The sequence below is a fragment of the Streptomyces laculatispora genome, from assembly GCF_017353455.1.
Classification (GTDB): Bacteria; Actinomycetota; Actinomycetes; order Streptomycetales; family Streptomycetaceae; genus Streptomyces; species Streptomyces laculatispora.
In genome coordinates this window covers 1-20,931 of sequence record NZ_JAFMPZ010000128.1, presented here as the reverse complement: position 1 = coordinate 20,931, position 20,931 = coordinate 1, and the positions used below count along the sequence as shown (strand labels likewise).

Here is a 20,931-nt window from a genome sequence, read left to right as displayed (position 1 = left end):
GCCACGGCCTCGGGAACGCAGGCGGGCACGACCAGGTCCTCAACGAGGTGCGCATGGCATTTCTCTCAAGACGTCACAGACAGGCACGTATCGTCCCGGAGCTTGACGACGCTGCCCTCAGCCGGCTGCTGAAGTCCCTCCGGGCGACGACAAGTACGGGCACGATCGCGACGACGGATCTGTACATGGCCCAGACATCCCGCCTCCTGGACCAAAGCCGGGCCGACTGGGACCGTCGCACCCACCAGCTTTCCGTGCTGGCGTACAGCCTGGCCGAATCGCACGGGCCCCGTGCCTGGGCCACTCGTGAGCCGCGCAACGCGAGCGCGCTCGTCCTCTCTGCATGGGCACAGCTCGAACGTGGACGCTCCCACGGACGCCCGCAGGGCGCAGCCGGCATCGCAGACAGCTGTCTGCGCGCCGCCGAACTGGCACCGGAGGACCCCACTCCCTGGGTGGTCCTGCTGGGTCTGTCACGGCTGGAGCGCCGCAGCCAGCCGGAAGTGTTCGGTCTGTGGCACGAGATACTGACCCGCGACCGCTGGAACCGCGAGGCGCACCTGAGCATGCTGCGCTATCTGGGGCCGGAGGAGATGGGATCACGCGTCCAGGTACTGGACTTCGTCGACGCGCTCCGCGCCCTCACGCCCGCGAACGCTCCCTGCGCGGCCACCGAACTCACCTCCCAGGTTCTGCAGTACCAGTCCGTCCTCGCCCGCGGCGGAGTCGAGGCGCTGATGGCCCGCACCCACTGGTCCCACGCGTCCGCCGCCCAGGCCCTCGACCGTGCGGCACACACCTGGGCCCGGCCCGGGTTCTTCCACCACGCGGCAGCCGTCGCCGACCTGAACCTGCTGGCCTACGCGCTCATGGCCGCCGAGCGGCGCGGCCAGGCCCGCCCGGTCTTCGAGGCGATCAACGGTACGGTCGCGGCCTGGCCCTGGAGCGCCGGAGGCGACCCGGTGTCCGAGTTCGAGAAGGCACGGATCAGGAGCGGGACCGGCGCGTGAGTTGCGGGGCCTTGCCCCTCGGCACAGCGGGCGGACAGCCCTTGACGGCAGAGGAACGTGGGAGGAGCCCGGCAGGCGCCGGGCCCCTCCCACGAGTCGCCAGTGGGGGCATCAACCGCGGATGATGTTCCCGGCCTCTTGGTCCTACTGGCCAAGGGCACTGGACACCCGCGCATCACGCAATCGAGCAGAGGGATGCAGAGGCCCAGGCTCCATTATCGGCCGCCGACTCCGATCCCGATGATGGCGAACCGGGTGCCGTGATGCGGCACTTCCCGCGCATTGTTGGACGCGACCTTGTCGCCCGCCGTCTATGGTGACGTCGTCCCGGTCTCGAAGCCGCCGTTGCCGAGCAGCCAGTCGGCTGCCTCAACCGGCTCCGCCTGCGGCGGGCAGCTTGTACGCCTGCGCGGCCGCCGCCGACCAGCCGAATTCGTCGTTGTCGCTGAAGTAGTAGTACGTGGCGCCGTTGGGCAGCATCGCCGCGGTGATGCCGCCGAAGCCGGACATGAACGGCACGTACACCGGGCTGGTGAACACCGGGTCGTCCGCCGAGGTGAACTGCCGCGCCCACAGGCCGTCCTGGTACTGGTAGGTCTTGCCGGTCGCGTCGGCGGTCGTGGTGAGGCCGCGGTTCGCCGGGTTCTGCTGCATCGCGTCGGCGAGCATAGTCGGGTCGAGCTTCTGCACGTCGTCGATCTTCCCGCCGTCGGCGTTCAGAAACCGGCTGACCTTGGCGATGTCGTCCTGCGTGTAGAACAGGCCGTACCCGCCGAACGGCTGCGCGGTGGCGCTGTTGTCGGTGCGCTCGGTGGCCAGCACGTCCGGGCTCAGGTGCAGCGGGACCAACACCTGGTCGCGGATCCAGCGGTAGACGTCGCTGCCGGCGCCGGCCTTGGACACCAGGTAGTTCTGCATCGCCCGAGCCAGCACGAATGTGTCGGAGGAGTGGTAGACCCACTTCGTGCCGGGCGCGGCGGATTGCGGGAAGGCCAGCGCGGCGGTCATCTTCGGCCCGTACGCCTCGGCGTCGAAGAACGCCGTCATGCTGCTGCCGGACTCGTCGGACTCGAAGGCGCTGGAGGAGTAGTTGCCGGTGGCCATGTTCGCGGTGTCCTGGAACGTGACGCCGCTCCAGGCGGAGGTGTCCGCCTCGCCGACCCAGTCGCGGATCAGCTGCGACGGCACGGACGAGCCGTAGACCTGCGTCAGCCGCATCAGCACGATGCCGGCGAACATCGTCTTGGCCAGCGAGTACGACGGCAGCACCATCTGATTGCAGTACGGGTACGCGCCCTGCCGGGTCTGGCACGCACCGACGTAGTTCACCCCGCCGTAGGACACGCCGTACGTGCTCAGCGCCGAGGGGGTGACGCCGCTACCGAACGCGCTGGTGTCGATGCCGGCGTTCGGGTAGTCGGTGCTCAGCGCGCTGATCGGCTTGGTCGGGATGCGGTGGGCGACCTCGGCGGCGTACGCGTTCTTGAGGTCGGCGTCACCGGTCACGGTGTGTCGGGAGTAGGCCGCGCCGACCTGGCCCCACATGTCGAACTGGAAGTACTCGCAAGTCTCATGCGTGATCTGGTAGCGGACCTGGGAGATCGTGCTGCCGTCGAAGAGGAAGGTCAGTAGGCCGTTGTGCACGCAGTTGGCGTTGCGCTCGACCAGCGCGAAGGGCAGCGAGACGCGAGTGCGGCCACCGTCGCCGTTCTCGTTCCAGGCGCGGCCGCCCCCGACGATCAGGTTCCAGTACGCGCTCCCGGTGATCTGCAGGCCGCGGACGGCAGGGATGACGTGGCTGCCGTTCTGCACGAGATCGATGCTCACCGGCGGCAGGTGCTTGAGCGCGGCGGTGGCCGCGTAGTGGTAGGTATCCTTGACGTTGCGGAAACGGCCAGCGGTAGCCACGCCGTTGAGCGTCAGGGTGCCCTCGAAGGTGTGCGTCGGAGCGGCGCCGGCCGCGGGCAGCGCGAAGGCGTCGTTTGTGACGGTGCCGGTGGCCGCGCCGCTGGTCAGGTCGGCGGCAGTCAGCACGGACCTGGTCACGGCGCCGCTGCCAGTGAGCGGATCACCGGGTACGGCGGTCGCGGCGTACGCAGGTCTCGCCGTCAGCGGTGAGAACGGCACGAGGACCAGGGACAGTAGAAGGAGGGCCAACACGGCACAGCGGCGCCGGGCGTACAGGAGGGACACGGTGAACTCCTCGGGAATGCAAAGGGGTGGTGCCCGCATTCTGGGGACGCGCGGTGCTGCCGTCGAAGACCAATCGGGGTTCGACTACATGCCTCAAAGGCATCGGCGAGGGTCAGAGGTCACGGCGTGCGCAACCGCCGCTGGTGGGCAGGCAGCAGCCGGGCGAGGATCTCAGCGGTGTGGCCGGGACATCGAGCGTGGCAACACAAATGACCAACGTGAAGCCTCTGCTTAAGCCTAAGCAGGCGATCTTGTGGTGAGAACCGCCGTACCAGGGGCCTTAAGCCGCCCCAATCGGCGACGACTCGGACGGCGCGGACACGCCACCCACCTCACCTGCGCCGTACAGGTCACCCGAGCGACCTGCCACGGAAGCGGATCTCCGGTGACCGTCCTTAGCTTGGACTCCATGAGTGCCACGTTCGACGGTGACGCCCCCATACCTATCGCGAAGCAGGCGACGAGCCCTGCCAACTGATCATGACCGTACACCTGCCACCCGGGCCCGCATCCCCGGCCTGACCAGGTCACGGATACGGGCGCGCTGCGCTCGCCCTGACGACTGGGTTCGATGTCAAACGACTAACTTCGCTGTCAAAGGACAAACTGTGTCCGTTGACAGCGAAGTTAGTCTGCTGTCGGTCTGTGACCTGGGCGGACTAGGGACTGTGCCGAGTTGAGATCACGGGTTTGGCTGTTTCGCTGTCCCGGTCCGGCCGGGACGGTAGACAGGCGGGATGACCCGGGGTGATCTCACGGACGACGAGTGGAGTGTGTTCGAACCGCTGCTGCCGCTGGGCGAACGCGGTCCGATCCCTGACCTGCGCAGACTCGTCAACGGCGTGATGTGGCGGTTCCGTACGGGCGGTCCGTGGCGGGACATGCCCGAGCGGTACGGGCCGTGGTCCACCGTCTACGGGCGGTTCCACCTCTGGGCCAGGTCCGGGGTCTTCCAGACGTTGATGGAAGCGGTGATCGCCGAGGCCGCCGCACGCGGTCAGGCGGACCTCGACCTGGTGAGCGTGGACTCCACCGTGGCCCGGGCCCACCATCACGCCGCCGGGATGGCCGTCGATGCGGAGCTGCTCGAAGCCCTGGAGAAGGCCGTCGCCGAGGAAAAGGGGCTCCGCCAAAGGGACAGAACGCCCCGGTAGCCGAGCCGGACGGGCAGGCGGACGCCGTCCGTGAGGAGCGGCGGCGCCTGCGCCGACGCCGCAAGGCCCGGCTCCGGGCTGCCGAACTGGGGCGCTCACGCGGCGGGTTGACCAGCAAGGTGCACCTGTCGGCGGACCGCCGCTGCCGCCCGCTGTCCTTCGTCCTCACCCCCGGCCAGGCCGCCGACAGCCCCCGCTTCACAGCTGTCTTGGAACGCATCAAGGTCCGGGGCGCGGTCGGCCGGCCTCGCACCCGCCCCGCCGCCGTGGCCGCGGACAAGGCGTACTCATCCCGAGCGAACCGCGCCTACCTGCGCAGACGCAGGATCCGGGCGGTGATCCCGGAGAAGAACGACCAGGCGGCCAACCGCGAGAAGAAGGGACGTCGTGGCGGGCGACCCCCTGCCCATGACGCCGTGCTCTACCGCGACCGCAACACGGTGGAACGCTGCATCAACAAGATCAAGGAGTGGCGCGGGCTCGCCACCCGCTACGACAAGACCCCGGTCAGCTACCTCGCAGGACTCCACCTACGCGGCGCGGTCATCTGGCTCCGCAGCCTCACATGAAGATCTCAACTCGGCACAGTCCCTAACTTGGTTGGCAAGAAACTTCCTTGGTCGACCTAGGGCAGGAGGCTTTTCGAGCCGCAGGGGCCGGGTGCCGGTCGAACCCCTACGTCACCCCTTATGGAAACCCAAGGCGCACCTGGGGGCCGCGCTGACAGGATCGGCACATGCTTATCACTCCTCGCCCCGGCGCAGAACGGAAGAACATCCGGCAGGTCCTCAGCGGCGTCCACACCACCGCGATGAACCTGCAGCGGCCGTATCTCACTGCCTTCGAGCTCCCAGATCAGCGACCGGGACCTCGACGTTCTGAACGTCCGCATCCTCGAAATCGCCGGACTAATTGCTCGCTTGCAGGGACCCAGGGAGCTGACAGAGTGGCGCTCCGTTGCTGGCCAGAGCCTTGGAGGGAAGCATGTCGGCGTCCGAAATCGGGTATCGCGTGGTGCGTCATGGAGACAAGGCGCCGAAGGACGGGACGCTATGGCGTACCGAAGCGGAGTCACGCAGCAGGGTAGCGGCGGGCGATCGTCCAGCGCTCCAGGAGGTTCTGTTCTGCCTGCGTGCCGATCTCGTGGATAGCATCCGCGTGTCCAGGTGGGATGACCTGGGCGATCCGATCACCCGGGAGATGGTCCGCGACGAGATCCGGGATCACCGCGCGACACTGACCGTGGCCGGTGATGTCATCGAACCTGATCACACGCTGCGCAACACCGAGCGAGGTGTTCGCAACCAGGTTCAGGCTACCTGCGCTGCGCTTCGGGCTCTTCTTCCTCGCCAACGAGGCAAGCAGGGCCAGTTGGACATCGGCCGCGGCCTGAGCAAGAACGAAGTGGTGCGGCTCGCACACAAGTTGCACTTCGGGTTTCAACTGACGCTGGCGCAGACTGCGGACCTCCTCAACCAAGCGGGCTACATGTGGGATGGCGTGCAGGGTGAGCAGGACTTCAACAAGCAGATCGTTCACCGGCTCCTCCAGGACGCGTGCTGGGACGACGATGCCCCCCGGACGGTCGATGGCGAGCGGATCCGTACCAGCGGGAGGTCACATCAAGTTCTCCAGGAGATCGAGGTGATGGCCGTCTACGGACCAGACGACGAACGAGATCACCTCACACGATCGAGGGACGTCCAGAACATCGCGAAGGCGCACGACCACCTCTTCGCCTTCTCCTTTACCCCGAGCACTCCGGACTTCGGGCTCACAGACCTTCTCCACTTCGTGACCACACCCGCGCCTGTCCGCACCCTCTACGTAGCCGACTCTTCCCTCTTCCCCAGTGAATTGGACCGGCTGGTCGCGTACAGGTGGGTCGAGCACTTCGGCGTCCAGGTTCTGGAGGCGGGCAAGTCGGTGAAGTCGACCGTTGAAGGTTCCAGACAAGAGCGAGTTCTGCGGGAGGTGATCAAGACGTTCGCCGCCCTTCGGATGCACGACAGCCACACCGTGATCGAGACCACCCGGTCCATCGATCACGCGAGGGCCGTCGCGAAGCGCCTGCGGAGCCAGGCGGGGTACTCGTATGAGGAGATCGCTCGTCACCTCAGGCTAGAAGCGATTCCCACGCGGAAGCGCAGCGGCGACTGGGGCAGAAGCGCTGTCATGGATCTAGTGTCCGGTGATGCCGCCTCATGAGCAACGCCCGACGCGATGCTCGTCGAGAGCGCGCGCTGACCCGACTTCGCACGCATGCAGGCGTCACGCTGAGCCGGCACGCCCTGTCCCGGGCGAAGGAGCTCGGTTTCGATGAGAGTGAAGTGCTGCGGTGCGTCATATCTCCCGAGCAGACCTACGGAGGCGACCCGAAATACCCAGGTGCCCGGCGCGTCCACCAGCGTCGAGATTGCGCCTGCGTCATCGACACGGCGACCCGAACGGTGGTGACAGTGCTGCTACGCAATACGGGCCTATGGCAACACGGAACCCATACCCGGTGGGACATGCCTCGTGCTTGCTCAAGTTGAGCGCGGGTCATAGGCTCTCCGCCTCTTTCCAATGCGGAAAAGCGCCCCGGGATCTGACTCGCACTCTGCCCGGGGCGCTGTCACGTCGTTTCCCGCCACCCCTGCCGCTCCAGTGCCCGCAGGTCGAACCGCTCCCGCAGGTCGGCCAACCCTGGTGGCACTTCATCCATGCGGGCACCGGGGAGCGCCGCGTGACCCGTGATGAGAGCGATCCGAGGGTCCGACTCCTCGGCGACCACCTCGTCGTCCGCCTCAAGCGCTTCTTCGATGCGGCCAGGCAGGGACGGAGTCGAAGAGAGGACGTCGTTGCTGTGCAGCCCTTCCATGCCCATCAGCAGCGTCGAGGCGTATGACTCCTGATGATGCCCCGACCGCGCTGTCGGGCAGTGCACCAGGCACGACAGCGGCTTACTTTCGGCCAGTACGTCGCAGTAGCCGTTCTTACCCTTCACGACCAACTCGTCGATCTGCTGGGCGGGGGCGATCGTGATGCCGAGCAGGGGCTGCTGTTGACAGGGCTCAAGTCTCGTACACGGCCATGGCTCAGCCCTTTTACCCTGCAGGCAGTTGTAGAAGGCGTACAACGGGACCGGCGGGACCTCACCGTTCCGGCCTTCCCGTCGCGCGGCCTCGACCAGCAACCGACTCTGCCAGATCCTGCCGTCTGATCCTCTCCGGACTTTGTGTTTGAGCTCCTCGTAGCGTTCACCAGGGTGGTAGAGGCGCTTGGCCTGAATCCAGAGACGCACCCACGATGAGTCGCTCCGCTGGATCCACCACTCCCAGTCGGCGCCGTTCGCTCGTTCCTCGTGCGGCTTGAATCTAACGACCCGCCAGAAACGCGGGTCCACATGCGCAAGCTCCGTCAGAAGCAGGTCGGTGAGGGTCGTCTCGTACGCCTCGAACCCAACGGCACGTGCTCTCGCCATGCGGCGGTGCGTGGCACGAGCCTGTTTGGCCAGAGCCTTCGCCAAGTGGCATGCCTCCGGCCGCCCAGCCATCAAGTTCTCGATCACGTGGTGGATGTGCTTCACGGAACCAATGCGGGATCCCGGTGGTGGAGGAATGGGGGGAAGTGGCGGCGACGTCAATGGATCTCCCTGTTGCGGCTCCGCCTTTGATCCCTGGGCGTTCGCTCGGCGCTGCACTGACTTTGTGCCACCTACCGTACGGTCATGACCTGTTCCACATCGACGAGTTGACGAACGGGAGACCTCCAACTCCGGGGCACTCGGCGCTACGTCCCGATATGCCCAAGGAACCACACTGCGAAGGCAGACCAGGTAGCCATGAAGGCCACGTGCCCAGGACGGGCGTGGACACGGAGCCAGGCTGCGGATGCGTTCCGAGAGGTGTCGCCACTCTCGTCGTTCCCCAGGATGTTGATCTCATACGCGACGCCGATCAGGAGCAGGGTCCCCACGGCTGGTCGGCCGAGGTCATTCCCTTGCCTTTCGCTGTGGTCCGGTGCGGTCAGTTGCCGAGCGCCGACCATGCGGCGAGTCCGAGAGCTGCGAGGCTGGTCAGTACGCCGATGGTCGGCAGGGGCCAGCGGGCGCGTTCGAGGGCGGTGACTTTGCCGTCGAGTTCCCCGACGGCCTTGTCGATCTGGTCAGATCGCTGGGCGATCAGGGCGAGTTGGCCGTCGATGCGCGCCAGCCCGACTTCGAGGGCGCGGCGGAGCTCTGCCAGTTCAAGGGCTACCTCTCCGTCGGGCATGGCGCGGCTCCTGCGGTCAGTTCGTCGTGGACGGGGATGCGGGGTCGGTTCTCGCCGGGAGCCAGGAGGCGGTCCCGGTGCGGCCGAGAAGGGTGCCGACGGCGCCCTTGGCGACGGCCGGGCCAGCGGGGATCGCGGCGATGGCGGCGGACTGGAGGGTGGAGAGGTCGAGGATGTCGGTCGTGGCCGTCGCCAGGAGGAGGCCGAGGAATGCCTCGGCGTAGGTGAGGACGGTGCGCTCGGCGATGCCGGCGAGCAGCTTGGATGTGCCGGTGGTCGGGCCATGGTGGTGGTGTTCCTCTCGCTGACAATTAGGGCTTGGGGACGTGGAGCTTGGCCCAACTGGGGGCTCCCGGGATGCCGTTGGCGTCCGCGCCGGAGTAGCCGAGCTTGCGCTGCCAGGCTGCTTACGAGCGGCGGTCGGCGTCGGTCCAGCGCGGGCCGGGGCCCGTGCCGTACTTGCCGCAGCCCTCGGCGACGAGCCGCTTGCCCATCGCGGTAATGAGGGCCGAGCGGCGTCCGGTACGGAAGTAGCCCGCGCCGGGGAACGGGGCGTATCCCGACGTTTCCTTGTCGGACGTGGAGCCGGACGGCTTGGACGAACCGCTACTGGGCTCCGTGCTCGCGCCGAGGAGCCTCGCCATGGCAGTGCGGAAGTCGGACATCGTGATGCTGGCGGGGTCCGGCTTGCCGGGCTGCCACTCCTTGTGGGCGATTACCGACTTCTCGGACCAGCCATGCGCGCGACAGAGTGCCGCGCTCACCTTGTGCATCGCGTCCAGCTGGGCTTCCGGCCAGTTCTGGTGTTGATGCAATCGAAGCCGTAGAAGTGCGGGTTGCCGTCGGTGTTGGACCCGTTGTCGGTCGTCGTCTCCCGAACCGGCGTGGTTGGCGCGGCCGTAGCCGACGAGGTGGACGGAAACTGTTGTCCGGTGACACTTGTGGGATCTCAGATGGTGTGGCCAAATTGCACGGCCATTGGCCACCTCGTGGCCGATTGGCCACGGATCTGAGATCCCCGAGCCACCTTGCTCGCACTTTTGGGTGCAGCGGCCCCCCGCCCGGCCGCGCTGTCCGACCTGCGGGCTACGGTCGGGCCATGAGCACACGCGCGTACGAAGGAACGTCCTGGCCGGAGCGCTCCGGGCCTTACGGCGCAGTCCTGCGGAGAGGAACACGAGCCCTCGCGCCCCCGTAGCCGCCCCGTCGTCCCCGCTCGATGCGAGTGCTCGTCGTACCGGCCATCCTGCTCGTGGCCCTCCTACGGACCCTCGTGAGCACATCCACTGCGCGGCCCTCGTCCGCCACACCCCCTGCCGTCCCTGACTGGTCGACCTGCCCCAGCAGCCGCCCGCCGCCGAACTGGCCTGGACCCGCGCTGGCCCCGTACCGAGGACACCCGGCAGACACATGGCTCCGCACCCCGGCACCAGGTGGCTCCGCCGTCTTGGTGGCGGCCGTCGCCACCGCCGTACTGCTCACGGCGCTCGCACGCGTCTGAAGGGAAACACGACCATGCCGGACCTCCGCGCCGAAGTGCGTGCGAAGACGCTCGACCGCATTACTTCGTACCAGGGGGCCAAAGACCGCTGGAACCTGTTCCGCAGCCTCAAGAACCTCATCGAACAGGCCATCCGCGACTACGAGCACCGCGCCCTGGTGGAGCTCCTGCAGAACGCCCACGACGCTCATGACACGGGCGACTTGGGAGGCCGGGTCCTGATCAGGCTCGACCACGACGAGGGGCCGCACGGCGCGGTGTACGTGGCGAACACCGGGCGGCCCGTCAGCCGCAGCAACTTCGACGCGATCACCGACATCGCCCAGTCGGACAAGCGCCCGGAGGAGGGCATCGGTAACAAGGGGATCGGCTTCAAGAGCGTTCTCCAGCTGACCGGAGCACCTCAGGTCTACTCCGTCTCCGAGGAAGGCGGCCGGGTCTTCGACGGCTACCGCTTCAGCTTCGCCGACGAGACCTCGCTCAAGGACCTCCTGGACGGCGACGCCACTCTCGCGGCGGAGGTGGCCGCCGACGTCTTCCACCTCTGCCTGCCCGTGCCCCTGGACAGCGTTCCCGACACCGTGAACGCCTTCGCAGCTGACGGATACGTGACCGTGCTGCGCCTGCCGCTGAAGAGCGAGGAGGCCCGGGCCGAGGCGGCCGAACAGCTGACCATGCTGTCCGCCGGCCCGCCGGTGCTGCTCTTCCTGCGCCGGATCGGCTCGCTCACTGTCGAGGAGCGGCAGGACGGCATGGTCGACCGGCGCACCCTGGCCCGGACCGAGCGGGCGGACGCCGAACTCGACCAACTCACGGTCAGTACGGTGACCGTCGGCGACGGCGGCGCCTTCGTCCTGCTCGACCGGCAGGTGGCGGCTGAGGCTTTCGGCGACGCGGTCGAACGCAGCGTGCTCGGCGACCACATCAGCGAGGGATGGCGCGACTGGCAGGGAGACGCCCGGGTCACGCTCGCGATTCCCGTCGAGGAAGGGTTGACCAAAGGACGCCTCTACACTCACCTGCCGATGGGCGAGCAGCCCGTTGCCCCCCTTCCGGCCCATGTGAACGCGCCCTTCTTCGCGAAGCTAGCCCGCGTGGACCTCGAGAAGACGGTCCCACTCAACGACTTCCTCCTGGACGAGCTGGCTCTCCTCGGGGCCGAGACGCTCCTCGCCTGCTCCGCCGGGACCCTGGAGCTCCCACCGACCCTCTGTGCGGACCTGCTGAGCTGGGACGCATCTATGTCCGACCGGCTGTCCCGGGCCTTCAAACGCCTCGGACACGAGGTCGGCACCGCCCCGATCATCCCCCTGGCCCTGGGCGCGCGGCCGTGGGCCTCCCTCACGGAGGCCCGGCTCTGGGACGACAAGGACCGGACCCTGTTCACGACCGACCGGCTGAGCCGGGACGCGGACGCCGTACTCGTACACCCGTCCGTCACCGGGCAGCGTGCGGCCCGGCTCGAGAAGGCCGTCGCCACGCTCGTCGGCCGCTCACCCCGGCCGTCGGATGAACTACTGGCGAAGTGGGCCGAAAGCCTGGCGCGCAGCCTCGCCGACGCGCCCTTTCAGCCGGAGTTGTGGGCCCGCTTCTACGACGAGCTCGCCGGCTGCGTCGAGCGGCCCCGCGCACTCCAGGGCCGCCGCATCCTCATGGACGACGACGGAAAGCTCCGGCTGTGCAACGCGGCCGACGGCAGGGTCAGGCGTGCCACGGCCTTCTTCTCGCCCAGAGCGGACGGCGAGGAACAGGCAGGATCCACGGAGCAAGGCCCCCGCCTTCCACGGTCGCTGCGCCACCGGGTCTTCTTCGTGTCGCGGAACATCCCGTGGAAGAACCGGCTCGGCAGCATCACGATCAAGCAGCGAGGCCGCCGGATGCTCGAAGACGGCGGTCTGGTCAACGAGTACCGCGCCGACGAACTGCTGGCACTGGTCGCCCGCTCCCTTCAGGACAAGCCCACGCCGGAGCTCGCGGCGGAGGTCCTCGCCTGGGCCTTCCGGCTCTCCAGGAGCGACACGGCACCGTGGCGGGACATCCAGGCCATGGGGCTGCTCGTCCCCGGCGCCGACGGTGTGTGGATACCCGCCTCGAAGGCCCTGCTCTGTGCCGAGTGGGGCGGAGAACGAGCGAAGCTGCTCGGAGAGCTCATCGACCGCGCGCAGGATGTCTCGGAAGAACTCGCGGTGCTCCGGGGCCGCTTGACCGCACCCCCGGAGCACCAGGCATTCCGGGGCGCGGACCGGGCGGAGTGGCGTGCCTTCCTCGGGCGTCTGGGGGTCGGCGCGGGGCTCTGCCCCGAGCCTGTGCCCCGCTCCACCCTGCGGGCGGACGGCCGTCACTTCACGGACGGCAGGCCCCCGACGATGTCCCTGCCGCAGGCCACCGCGGAAGTCTGGCTGCGCCATGTGGAGAGGGAACCCCCCACGGATCGGCGGCCGTACACCGAGTACGTGGGCCAGACTCCTCTGTATCGGCTGCCCGGCCAGGACGACCACCACCATCTGTCCGACGCCGCGAAGCGGGTGTACGCCCGGCTCGTGGCCGCCGGTTGCTCCGAGTGGGCCGCCGATGCCCTCCACGTCACCGTGCGGCGCTACAACGACCGGTGGGACTCCTTCAGCCTTCCCACGCCGGTGACCGCCTTCCTCGCCGAGGCCGAGTGGATGCCCGTCGCGTCCCCGCGCGAGCGCGCCGACTGGCGCTTCGTACGGCCTGATGCCGCCTGGACGCACGGGGACGAGGCCGCCCCGTCGTTCGTCCCCCTGCTGCCCTCGGCGCTGCGCCGTGCGTTCCAGGCGAACGACCGTGCGGTCCGTCGCGCAAGAGGCTGGGGACTTGAGCGGTGGGACTCCCCGGAGACCGCCGCGCGTCGGGTCCGCGAGCTCACCGAGCTCTTCCGCGACGGCGCCATCCCCGAGACGATGACGGCCGCATTCCGCCGGGCGTACGAGGACGCCTGGGCGGAGTGCGCCCAGACGCGCCAGGACCCCTACCCCCAGGGCTCGGAGGCGGCGGTCGTCGTCAGCCGGGGCGGTCGGCTCGAAGCTGTCACACTCGCCGACGACACGGACTCCCCGAACACCGTGGATCACCTGTACGTGGAGGACACCGACGCACGCCAGCTCGTCCAGCTCCTCGAACAGCGCGGTGCCCCGTTGCTCCGCATGCGCAACATGCACGGGGGCGCGGTGGCCGCGCTCCTCCAACGGTGCTTCGGCTCGCGCGTCCGGAGGATCTCCCGAGCACGAGTCGAAGTCCGGGTGGACGGAGAGGCGTTCCACGCCGGGACCGCGGGCGACCCGCTGATCACGTCCGAGCGCGACTGGCTCCTCACCCTCGTCGCGGCCGTGATCGACCTGCGCGCCAGCCGCTTCCGCCGCCCCACTGCGGAGTCCGTGCGCCGCGGTTGCGCGATCGCCAAGCGCATCCAGATCGTCCACGCCGGCGTCCTGACCTCCGTCGTGGACGAGATCGCCGAGCGGCCCGGCCACGGCGGCAGACGGTGGCTGGCCGTCCCACACCAGGACACCCCGACTCTCCTGCTTGAGGGGCCCAGCCAGGGCGAGGAGGACCTGCTCCAGCGGTCCGCCGCGGGGATCATGGAACTCCTCCACCACCCCGAACTCGCCGACACCCTCCGCATGGCCCTCCTCGACCTGAACACGGCCGGCTGGGGCCCGGGTCAGAGCCCGGACGCCGACGCGATCGCCGACGTCCTGGGCGAGGACCGGGCCCGGGTGCGCGAGATCACCGCAACCCTGCGACAGCCCCTGGACGCCCTCCTGGACATCCTCGTGCCACTGCTCGCGACGCTCGACCTCGAAGCGGCCCACGCCCTCCTGTCCAACGACGAGGCCCTCGCCTCAGAGACCGAACTGGACCGCTGGCTCGCCGCCCGGCTGACGCCGACGGACCACCGGACGCTGCGGGCGGCGGCCCGCCACCCCGACCTGGACACCGCCCGCAGGGCCATGTCGCTGTCGCTGCGCGAGCTCAACGCCGCGATCGCCGCCCTCGGTTCGACCTACCGGCCGCTGCGCAACGCCGAGGGCATCGAGCAGGAGTTCCGGCACTTCGTCGCCAGCCGGCGACGAAGCATCCTGGACGCGCTGCGGGTCGGCTTCCTGGACGCGTTCCGGTCCGGGGCCCCCCTGACCTCGTACGCCGAGAACCGGAATTTGACCGGACTCGTGCCGGACACCGCCTGGGCGGACGAACACCTCCATCTGGAGACCGCCCTAATGCAGGCGCACGTCGACCGCTGGCTCACCGGACTCGGGGCCCCGCCGCTCGGTACGGACGCGGGGCTGACGCCCGTGGACGAACTCCGGCTGACCAACCGGCCCCTCCTCCTGGAACGGCTGAAGCGCGCACGGACCCTGATCCACGCGTGGGAGGCCGCGCACGGCGAGTCCACCTCCGGCCTCCCGGGGGACCCGGAGAACCTCACGACCGAGGCCACCGCCGCCGGGCTACTCGACTTTTTCCCGCTCGACGACGCCACGACGCTGCACTGGCTCCGAACCGGAGACCGCTGGCCCGCCGCCGTCCCGCTCGCCCTGACACCCGGAGACCTCGGCCTGACGACTGGTCAGCTGGACGACGCCGAACGGCAGGAGAAGAGGGAGCGGCGGCTGCGGCAGGAGGAGCGGCGGCACATCGTGGTGGACCGCACGAGGATGTCGGCGGAGGAGGACAACTACCACGCGATCGTGGAGGCCGTACGGGGCGGCCTCACCCCCGAGTTCCTCGGCTCCGCGGGCGACGCCCCGCTCGTCGCACTGGGTCGGCAGACACAGCGGCTCCCCGGCGCCGGGCGCCCCGGATTCTCCGCTGGCCGACGGGGCAAGCTCTCCGACACACAGGCGCTCGCGGTCGGACTCGCGGGGGAGGTCGCCGCCCTCGCCTGGCTCATGAACCGGTACGACGCCGTGGACGAGAGCGCGTGGGTGTCGGGCTACCGCAACAAGGTCCTGGGTGACGGCATGGGCGACGACACGCTCGGCTACGACCTCATCGTCGAGAGGAAACGGTCGAGCCTGCTCTTCGAGGTGAAGTCCTCGGCCGGAGGCGAGGGGGAGTTCGTCCTCTCGCCCACCGAGATTGCCCGGGCGCGCTCCCTGAAGAAGCGAGAGACGTACCACATCCTGTACGTCTCCCACGCCCTCGACGCCGACCTGCGGAAGATCCACCTCCTACCCAACCCGCTCCACCCCCGGTCGGCCCACTTCTTCCGCTCGGTCGGCGAGGGCCTGCGCTACAGGTTCCAGCTGTCACGGACGGGGGAGCGCCGGACGGGGACCTGAGCGAAATAAGTGCTTGGCAACCCAATCCAGTCGGGCCAAGTCAACGCACTGATCGCGACCAACCCAGCTGTCAAATGACAACTGCATGGTCCGGCGTTGTGGCGTGCGCCAGCCTCATGTGGGCAGGGGGGCCAGCCAGTTGTCGCTTGGTCGGTCCATCCAGTCCGAAGTCCCATGTCGAGGATTTGGACACGGCCGTGAGACTGAACGGCTGGCCAAGCCGTGAGACACGACGACAACTACCAGGTCACGGAACCGCCGCTGGCCATGGGCGGCGAGACCCTACAGACGGCTGTGGGATCTCAGATTCCGTGGCCGATCAGCCGCAACCAGAGGCTGGTTGGCTAGACGGGCGCGGCATGGATCAGACGTCACCTTGGGAAAAGACAGTGACGGTGTCAGGGTCTGCTCCTATCTTCAGACCATGACCGTCACCGCACGGCGGGAGCTGGTGAGCCCGGCCACCCGCAACGCCTTCCGCTCTCTGGCCACGGACCTGACCGTCCGGATTGTCGCCGAACTGTGGGAGGACCACGGGTTCGCGCCCAGCCCGCCAGATGAGCTGAAGTACCAGGACTCAGGCCAGCGGCGGACTGAATTCATGCTCTACGCGGAGGGCGTCGACTGGTCGGATCCGAGCCAGGTTCGACGTGTACTCCTGGTCTTCGAGGACTTCATCCGCGCGTACCGGAACCCGGACGATCAGGGAACTCCGAAGTGGCTTGACGACATCAGGGTTCGCTTGGAGCGGGACGGCTTCACTCTCGATAAGGAGGGGAGGATCTCCTGGTCCAACCCGCCAGTGCTGGTCCGCGACCTCAGTACCCTGAGCGACGCCTCCGGCATCACGATCGAGTTGGAGCGCATTCGGAGGGACCTGACCACCGATCCCCATGGGGCCATCGGCGCGGCCAAGCAGCTCATCGAGGCAACGGCGAAGACCGCTCTTGGGGAGCTGAACATCGAGGTCGACCGGAACGCCGCGCTCCCAGCCCTGATCAGCACGGTCCAGAAGGCGCTGAAGCTCGACGCTGGCTCGGCTCCTGATGGGCCGGACGGCAGCAAGGCCGTAAAGAGAATCCTTTCGGGCTCGGTGAACATCGCAGTCGGCGTCGCCGAACTGCGCAACCAGGGTTTCGGTAGCGGTCACGGTCAGGCGAGCGCACCGTCTGGGCTTGGAGTGCGTCATGCCCGCCTGACGGTCAATGCTGCCGTGACCTGGTGCGAGCTGATCCTGGACACGCTCTCGGACCCCGCCGCGCCGTGGCGCAAGACCAAGGTCTGATCACTTCGCGAAGAGGGCCAGGTTTCGGGGGGGGAGCAGATCGCGCCACCCGCGGGCGTGACTTCAGCTCACCAACTTGGACCTCCCGCCCACCGGTCCCGGCGGGCCGACTACACCCTGAGGAAATGCCCCGGCCATGAGACGGACCGGCTGTGCCATCAACTTGAGACAGCGTAAGAGCTGCTGGTCAGCAAGGACGGCGTACCACGAGCCGCGAGATCCTACAGCACCGAACCTTGAGCGAATCTCGCCGAAGACTGACGGATCGCAGTTCGTCTCACCGAAGGTTAAGTACGCAGGTCAGGGCGTTGCCGCAGTGGTCCGAGAGCCTGTCTGCTCACCGCTCCCGTGTTTGCCGGACGACTGGGATACCTCGCCGGTCTGCCATCGTCACCCCTCTGACCTGCGGCGTAGTCGGTGCTCAGACTTTCAGTAAGACGGCTCAAGGTTCGGTGCGACATGGACAGATGTCTGGGACGCGGGGCCCTTGCGTCCCGTGCTCGGAAGCCGCTGGGGCTCCCTCACGCCCATCGGGAGACTCGTGAAGGTGTTTCATCGCTTCTGCTCCACGAGGCCGAGTCTCAAAAATAGTCCCGAGAGCACGCAGCACCACCTATGATAAACGTGAAATTTGGTCGCCCGCACGGAAAGGCGCAGCTTTGAGTGATCTTGATGGTCTGATCTCACCTGAAGAAGCAAAGAATATTCTGGATTCAGCCGATCCGCGCATAGCGGCGGAGGAGGAATGCCGGAAGCAGAAGGTTGAACACAATTGGCAATTGCAGAACACGGAACCTTACCTTCGAGTTGGCCTCCCGAACGGCCGCGACAAAAAGTGGAGGGTCCTGAACAAGGAGAGATCTGATGCCTTCCTTCGCCACAATTTCGCATCCGTTACACATCTCGGCGATCTCGACGCTTGCTTATTTCGCGATACAGGAGTTATTGAAGCCTCGATTCTTCCACGCACGTCTGGCACTTCATGGCGATACGAACGGGCCATTATCGAATTGCCTGGAATCCGGAGAGTTTCTGGAGAGCAGTCGACTCCAGACGAGGAGCAAGACGCCGATCCAGCGCCGGATGTTGAGCCGAATGAAATAAAGCCCGAGGATGATTGGGTACTTGGATTTGAGCGCCCTGAAGGAACGCCGTTCGGCGTCGAAATTGGGACCGCGAGCGAGCGATTCTCGGAATTCAGTACGCGAGGTAATATGCGCCGAGGGCGCGTACCTGGCACGAGCAGGCCCGACAAGTTTACGACTCTCAGAATTTCAGGGGTGACGGCTACACGCCATGACGAGGCACTGAGGATATTGAAGCGCGTTTCTGATTCCCTCTTCTTTGAGCTAGATTTGCGTTTCGATACTGCACTCAAAGTTGCACCGGCACGTCCGGCCCGTTATGTGCGACGTCGACGCTCTCTTGAGGATCCCGGCGAAGGCGGTGGGAGTGTTACCCGCTCTCCGCGCACTCAATATGCAGAAAAGCCGCTGAGTCTGTACTGGTACGCCAGGTCGGCAGTTGGCCTTCCGCTGCTGGAATTCCTTGCCTATTACCAAGTGCTCGAATATCACTTCCGTAGCTATAGCCGACGCGGCACCTTGGACAAAATTCGGCACGAGCTGCGTGATCCTCGGTTCGATGTGGAAGATGACTCGGATCTCGAACGGATTCTGACGCTGACCTCGCAGTCCGGAGAAGGCTTCGGATCCGAACGCGAGCAGCTGAAAGCAACTGTCAGAGGGTGTGTGGCTGAATCGCACGTGCGTGATTTCATCAAAAATGACCCTTGGCTAACAGAGCACTTCGACGCGGATCCACTTAAGGGGGTTACGGGAATTGATGCCAACAACAAGAAGACCGGTTATGACTTGTTGAGTCAGCTCGCAGACCGCGTGTATGACATCCGATGTCGTATCGTTCACGCAAAGGAGGATGGTAAAGCTCCAGGCGAGAAGACGTCACTCCTACTACCCTTCTCGAAGGAAGTCGAATCGCTAGGGCCTGATATTGCGTTGGTCAAGTTTCTTGCCCAAAAGTGCTTGATTGCAGGAGCGTCAAGGCTGCGGCCCTAATCCCGCTCGGTAGCGGTTCGTGTGGATTGGTGGCTTCTACGCCCCTCTCCTGTCGCCTCACCCAGCGTCCACGGAAGATGATGACAACCACCACGAAGCCTTCGGGGCTTGTGGAGAGCCGGGCGCGGTGCCAAGTCGCATGCCTGGTTCGGGAAGCGGCTCCCGGGAAACGGGCCGGTCGAAAGACCGGAACCGCGCCCCGGCCGGGCCGACTTCACCAGACATCTGTCCTGTCGCACCGAACCTTGAGCCGTCTTACTGAAAGTCTGAGCACCGACTACGCCGCAGGTCAGAGTGACGATGGCAGACCGGCGAGGTATCCCAGTCGTCCGGCAAACACGGGAGCGGTGAGCAGACAGGCTCTCGGACCACTGCGGCAACGCCCTGACCTGCGTACTTAACCTTCGGTGAGACGAACTGCGATCCGTCAGTCTTCGGCAAGATTCGCTGTCCCGTCTCAAGTGATCTGGTCCGAAGCCGCGGCTGTGTTCTCTCGGGGGCGACCAGAACGGTTGAGACACCTGGGCGGACGAAAATCTCAGTTGATCTGGACCCTGGCGTATGAATACTGGCTGTCGTCTCAGTTGGTCTGGTCTGCTTCCGGCGTTTCGAGTCGGACTAGTGGAAGAGCGGGCGAGAGATGACCATGCACGATGACCAAGTGGACGTGACCACCGAAACCGTTGCGACTTTGATCCAGGAACAGTTCCCTCAGTGGAGCGGCAAGGCGATCCGACTCCTGCCGTCGACCGGGACGGTCCACGCCATCTTCCGCATCGGGAACGACCTCTCGGCGCGTTTCCCACTGCGTCTGGCCGATGCCGCCGAGGCGCTGGCGTTTCTGAAACAGGAAGCCCAGGCGAGCGCGGAGCTGGCGCAGGTGTCTCGGTTCCCCGCCCCGGAACCCGTCGCCTTGGGAAAGCCTGGAGCGGGTTACCCCATGCCGTGGTCGGTCCAGACATGGCTGCCGGGAACGGTCGCCTTTGATGCCGACCCGAGTGGGTCGGACGCTTTTGCCGAGGACCTTGCGGCCTTCATCGCAGCCCTCCGGGAGGCCGAGACGCGGGGGCGGCTTTTCAGCGGCGAGGGTCGTGGTGGCGTTCTCGCTCACCACGACGATTGGATGGCGAAGTGCTTCGAGGAGAGTAAGGGGCTGCTCGACGTGCTCCGGCTGCGCCAGGTGTGGAGCCACTTTCGGGAGTTACCACGCACGGGTGCCGACGTGATGAGCCATGGTGACTTAATTCCCGGCAATGTACTGGTCGCGGGAGACCGGCTCAGCGGCGTACTCGACACCGGCGGCTTCGGCCCGGCCGACCCCGCTCTGGATCTGGTCAGTGCCTGGCACCTGTTGCAGCCGGGTCCGCGGGAAGTGCTCCGGCGGACACTGGTCTGTGACGATCTGGAGTGGGAGCGCGGCAAGGCATGGGCGTTCCAACAGGCGATGGGTGTTGTCTGGTACTACGTCGAGAGTAATCCGACGATGAGCAGAATGGGGCGCCGGACACTCGACCGCATTCTGGGGTCGATGGAGTGATGTCGCCCCGGTTATAGGCCGTGATAAAGACGATCGCTTGCCGCCCCCACCGACAGCAGCACCAATGGGAACAGATCATCTGAGACGACGAGCGAATCGGGCCAGATCATTTGAGACAGAGATCAGATCGGCTGAGACGGAACATTCGCTCAAGGTTCGGTGCGACGGGACAACTGCTGTCCTTTGGAAGTTAGTCGGTGGCAGCGCCATGACCTGGGGCGACTAGACTAGCTTCCCTGTCAAAGGACATCGTCGACTGGGCCGCTCACGATCCCACCTCGGGACGGCGGACTGCTCCCGACCTCCCCGTGCTGCGGATGGTGTCTGATCTACTGGGCCCTGCCGCCTCGCCCCAGCGGAAAACTGTGGGCGCACGCGGGCAGCACGAGGGATCATGAGGCATGCGTCCGGATGGCTGGCACCTCACCGAAGACCTCGACGGCTTTCTTGCCCGAGCCGGAGACTTCCTGCGCTCGCGCCCTGCCCTGCACACCGTCCCGCTGACGGTGACCGAGGCACTGCGTTTACGCGGCGCGGACGCGTGCGGCGCCGAAGCCCCCCTCTTCGGCAGCCTTGAGCGGGCGGGCGAGATCCGCGCGGCCTTCTTC

The 20,931-nt window shown here is 66.8% G+C and carries 10 protein-coding genes and 3 pseudogenes; 9 read left to right on the top strand and 4 right to left on the bottom strand.

What is annotated here, in order from left to right; genetic code table 11:
* The first annotated feature begins 185 nt into the window (after positions 1-185).
* Complete coding sequence (locus J1C73_RS07650) at positions 186-1,010, top strand: hypothetical protein (RefSeq protein ID WP_242643852.1); 825 nt, start codon at positions 186-188, stop codon at positions 1,008-1,010.
* A 369-nt stretch (positions 1,011-1,379) separates the two neighbouring features.
* Here J1C73_RS07650 and J1C73_RS07645 read toward each other — a convergent pair whose 3' ends face one another.
* Complete coding sequence (locus tag J1C73_RS07645; RefSeq protein WP_307797624.1) at positions 1,380-3,203, bottom strand: serine hydrolase domain-containing protein; 1,824 nt, start codon at positions 3,201-3,203, stop codon at positions 1,380-1,382.
* A 412-nt stretch (positions 3,204-3,615) separates the two neighbouring features.
* Between J1C73_RS07645 and J1C73_RS34600 the strand changes: the two are divergent.
* The 3 genes and pseudogenes from J1C73_RS34600 to J1C73_RS07635 all read left to right on the top strand — a co-directional run.
* Positions 3,616-3,725: pseudogene (locus J1C73_RS34600) on the top strand (XRE family transcriptional regulator); the annotation flags it as partial.
* A 215-nt stretch (positions 3,726-3,940) separates the two neighbouring features.
* A pseudogene (locus tag J1C73_RS07640) lies at positions 3,941-4,926 on the top strand (IS5 family transposase).
* A gap of 415 nt (positions 4,927-5,341) precedes the next feature.
* A complete protein-coding gene (locus J1C73_RS07635; protein WP_207315670.1) occupies positions 5,342-6,565 on the top strand; it encodes a hypothetical protein in 1,224 nt (407 codons plus the stop codon).
* Positions 6,566-6,974: 409 nt separating this feature from the next.
* On the opposite strand, the gene J1C73_RS07630 is transcribed toward J1C73_RS07635, so the two are convergent.
* From J1C73_RS07630 to J1C73_RS07615, 3 genes are all read right to left on the bottom strand, one after another.
* Entirely contained in the window at positions 6,975-7,928 is a 954-nt protein-coding gene (locus J1C73_RS07630) for a DUF6615 family protein (RefSeq protein WP_207315669.1), read from the bottom strand.
* A 439-nt stretch (positions 7,929-8,367) separates the two neighbouring features.
* Positions 8,368-8,613: a hypothetical protein gene (locus tag J1C73_RS07625; RefSeq protein WP_207315668.1), complete on the bottom strand. Its 246-nt coding sequence runs from the start codon at positions 8,611-8,613 to the stop codon at positions 8,368-8,370.
* Positions 8,614-9,020: 407 nt separating this feature from the next.
* Positions 9,021-9,896: an N-acetylmuramoyl-L-alanine amidase gene (locus tag J1C73_RS07615; protein ID WP_242643851.1), complete on the bottom strand. Its 876-nt coding sequence runs from the start codon at positions 9,894-9,896 to the stop codon at positions 9,021-9,023.
* A 232-nt stretch (positions 9,897-10,128) separates the two neighbouring features.
* On the opposite strand from J1C73_RS07615, the gene J1C73_RS35420 reads away from it, so the two are divergent.
* The 5 genes and pseudogenes from J1C73_RS35420 to J1C73_RS07590 form a co-directional block, all read left to right on the top strand.
* Complete coding sequence (locus J1C73_RS35420; RefSeq protein ID WP_207315667.1) at positions 10,129-15,423, top strand: sacsin N-terminal ATP-binding-like domain-containing protein; 5,295 nt, start codon at positions 10,129-10,131, stop codon at positions 15,421-15,423.
* A 424-nt stretch (positions 15,424-15,847) separates the two neighbouring features.
* Positions 15,848-16,708, top strand: coding sequence for an abortive infection family protein (locus tag J1C73_RS07605; protein WP_207315666.1), 861 nt, complete (start codon positions 15,848-15,850; stop codon positions 16,706-16,708).
* A gap of 659 nt (positions 16,709-17,367) precedes the next feature.
* A complete protein-coding gene (locus J1C73_RS07600) occupies positions 17,368-18,786 on the top strand; it encodes a hypothetical protein (protein ID WP_207315665.1) in 1,419 nt (472 codons plus the stop codon).
* A 640-nt stretch (positions 18,787-19,426) separates the two neighbouring features.
* Positions 19,427-20,323, top strand: a complete 897-nt coding sequence (locus tag J1C73_RS07595; RefSeq protein ID WP_207315664.1) for an aminoglycoside phosphotransferase family protein — start codon at positions 19,427-19,429, stop codon at positions 20,321-20,323.
* 401 nt (positions 20,324-20,724) lie between these two features.
* Positions 20,725-20,931: pseudogene (locus J1C73_RS07590) on the top strand (GNAT family N-acetyltransferase); the annotation flags it as partial.

Coding starts and splice junctions, on each gene's coding strand:
- J1C73_RS07650 (WP_242643852.1), top strand. CDS start 186: ATGGCCCAGACATCCCGCCTCCTGGACCAAAGCCGGGCCGACTGGGAC.
- J1C73_RS07635 (WP_207315670.1), top strand. CDS start 5,342: ATGTCGGCGTCCGAAATCGGGTATCGCGTGGTGCGTCATGGAGACAAG.
- J1C73_RS07625 (WP_207315668.1), bottom strand. CDS start 8,613: ATGCCCGACGGAGAGGTAGCCCTTGAACTGGCAGAGCTCCGCCGCGCC.
- J1C73_RS07615 (WP_242643851.1), bottom strand. CDS start 9,896: ATGTGCTCACGAGGGTCCGTAGGAGGGCCACGAGCAGGATGGCCGGTA.
- J1C73_RS35420 (WP_207315667.1), top strand. CDS start 10,129: ATGCCGGACCTCCGCGCCGAAGTGCGTGCGAAGACGCTCGACCGCATT.
- J1C73_RS07605 (WP_207315666.1), top strand. CDS start 15,848: ATGACCGTCACCGCACGGCGGGAGCTGGTGAGCCCGGCCACCCGCAAC.
- J1C73_RS07595 (WP_207315664.1), top strand. CDS start 19,427: ATGACCATGCACGATGACCAAGTGGACGTGACCACCGAAACCGTTGCG.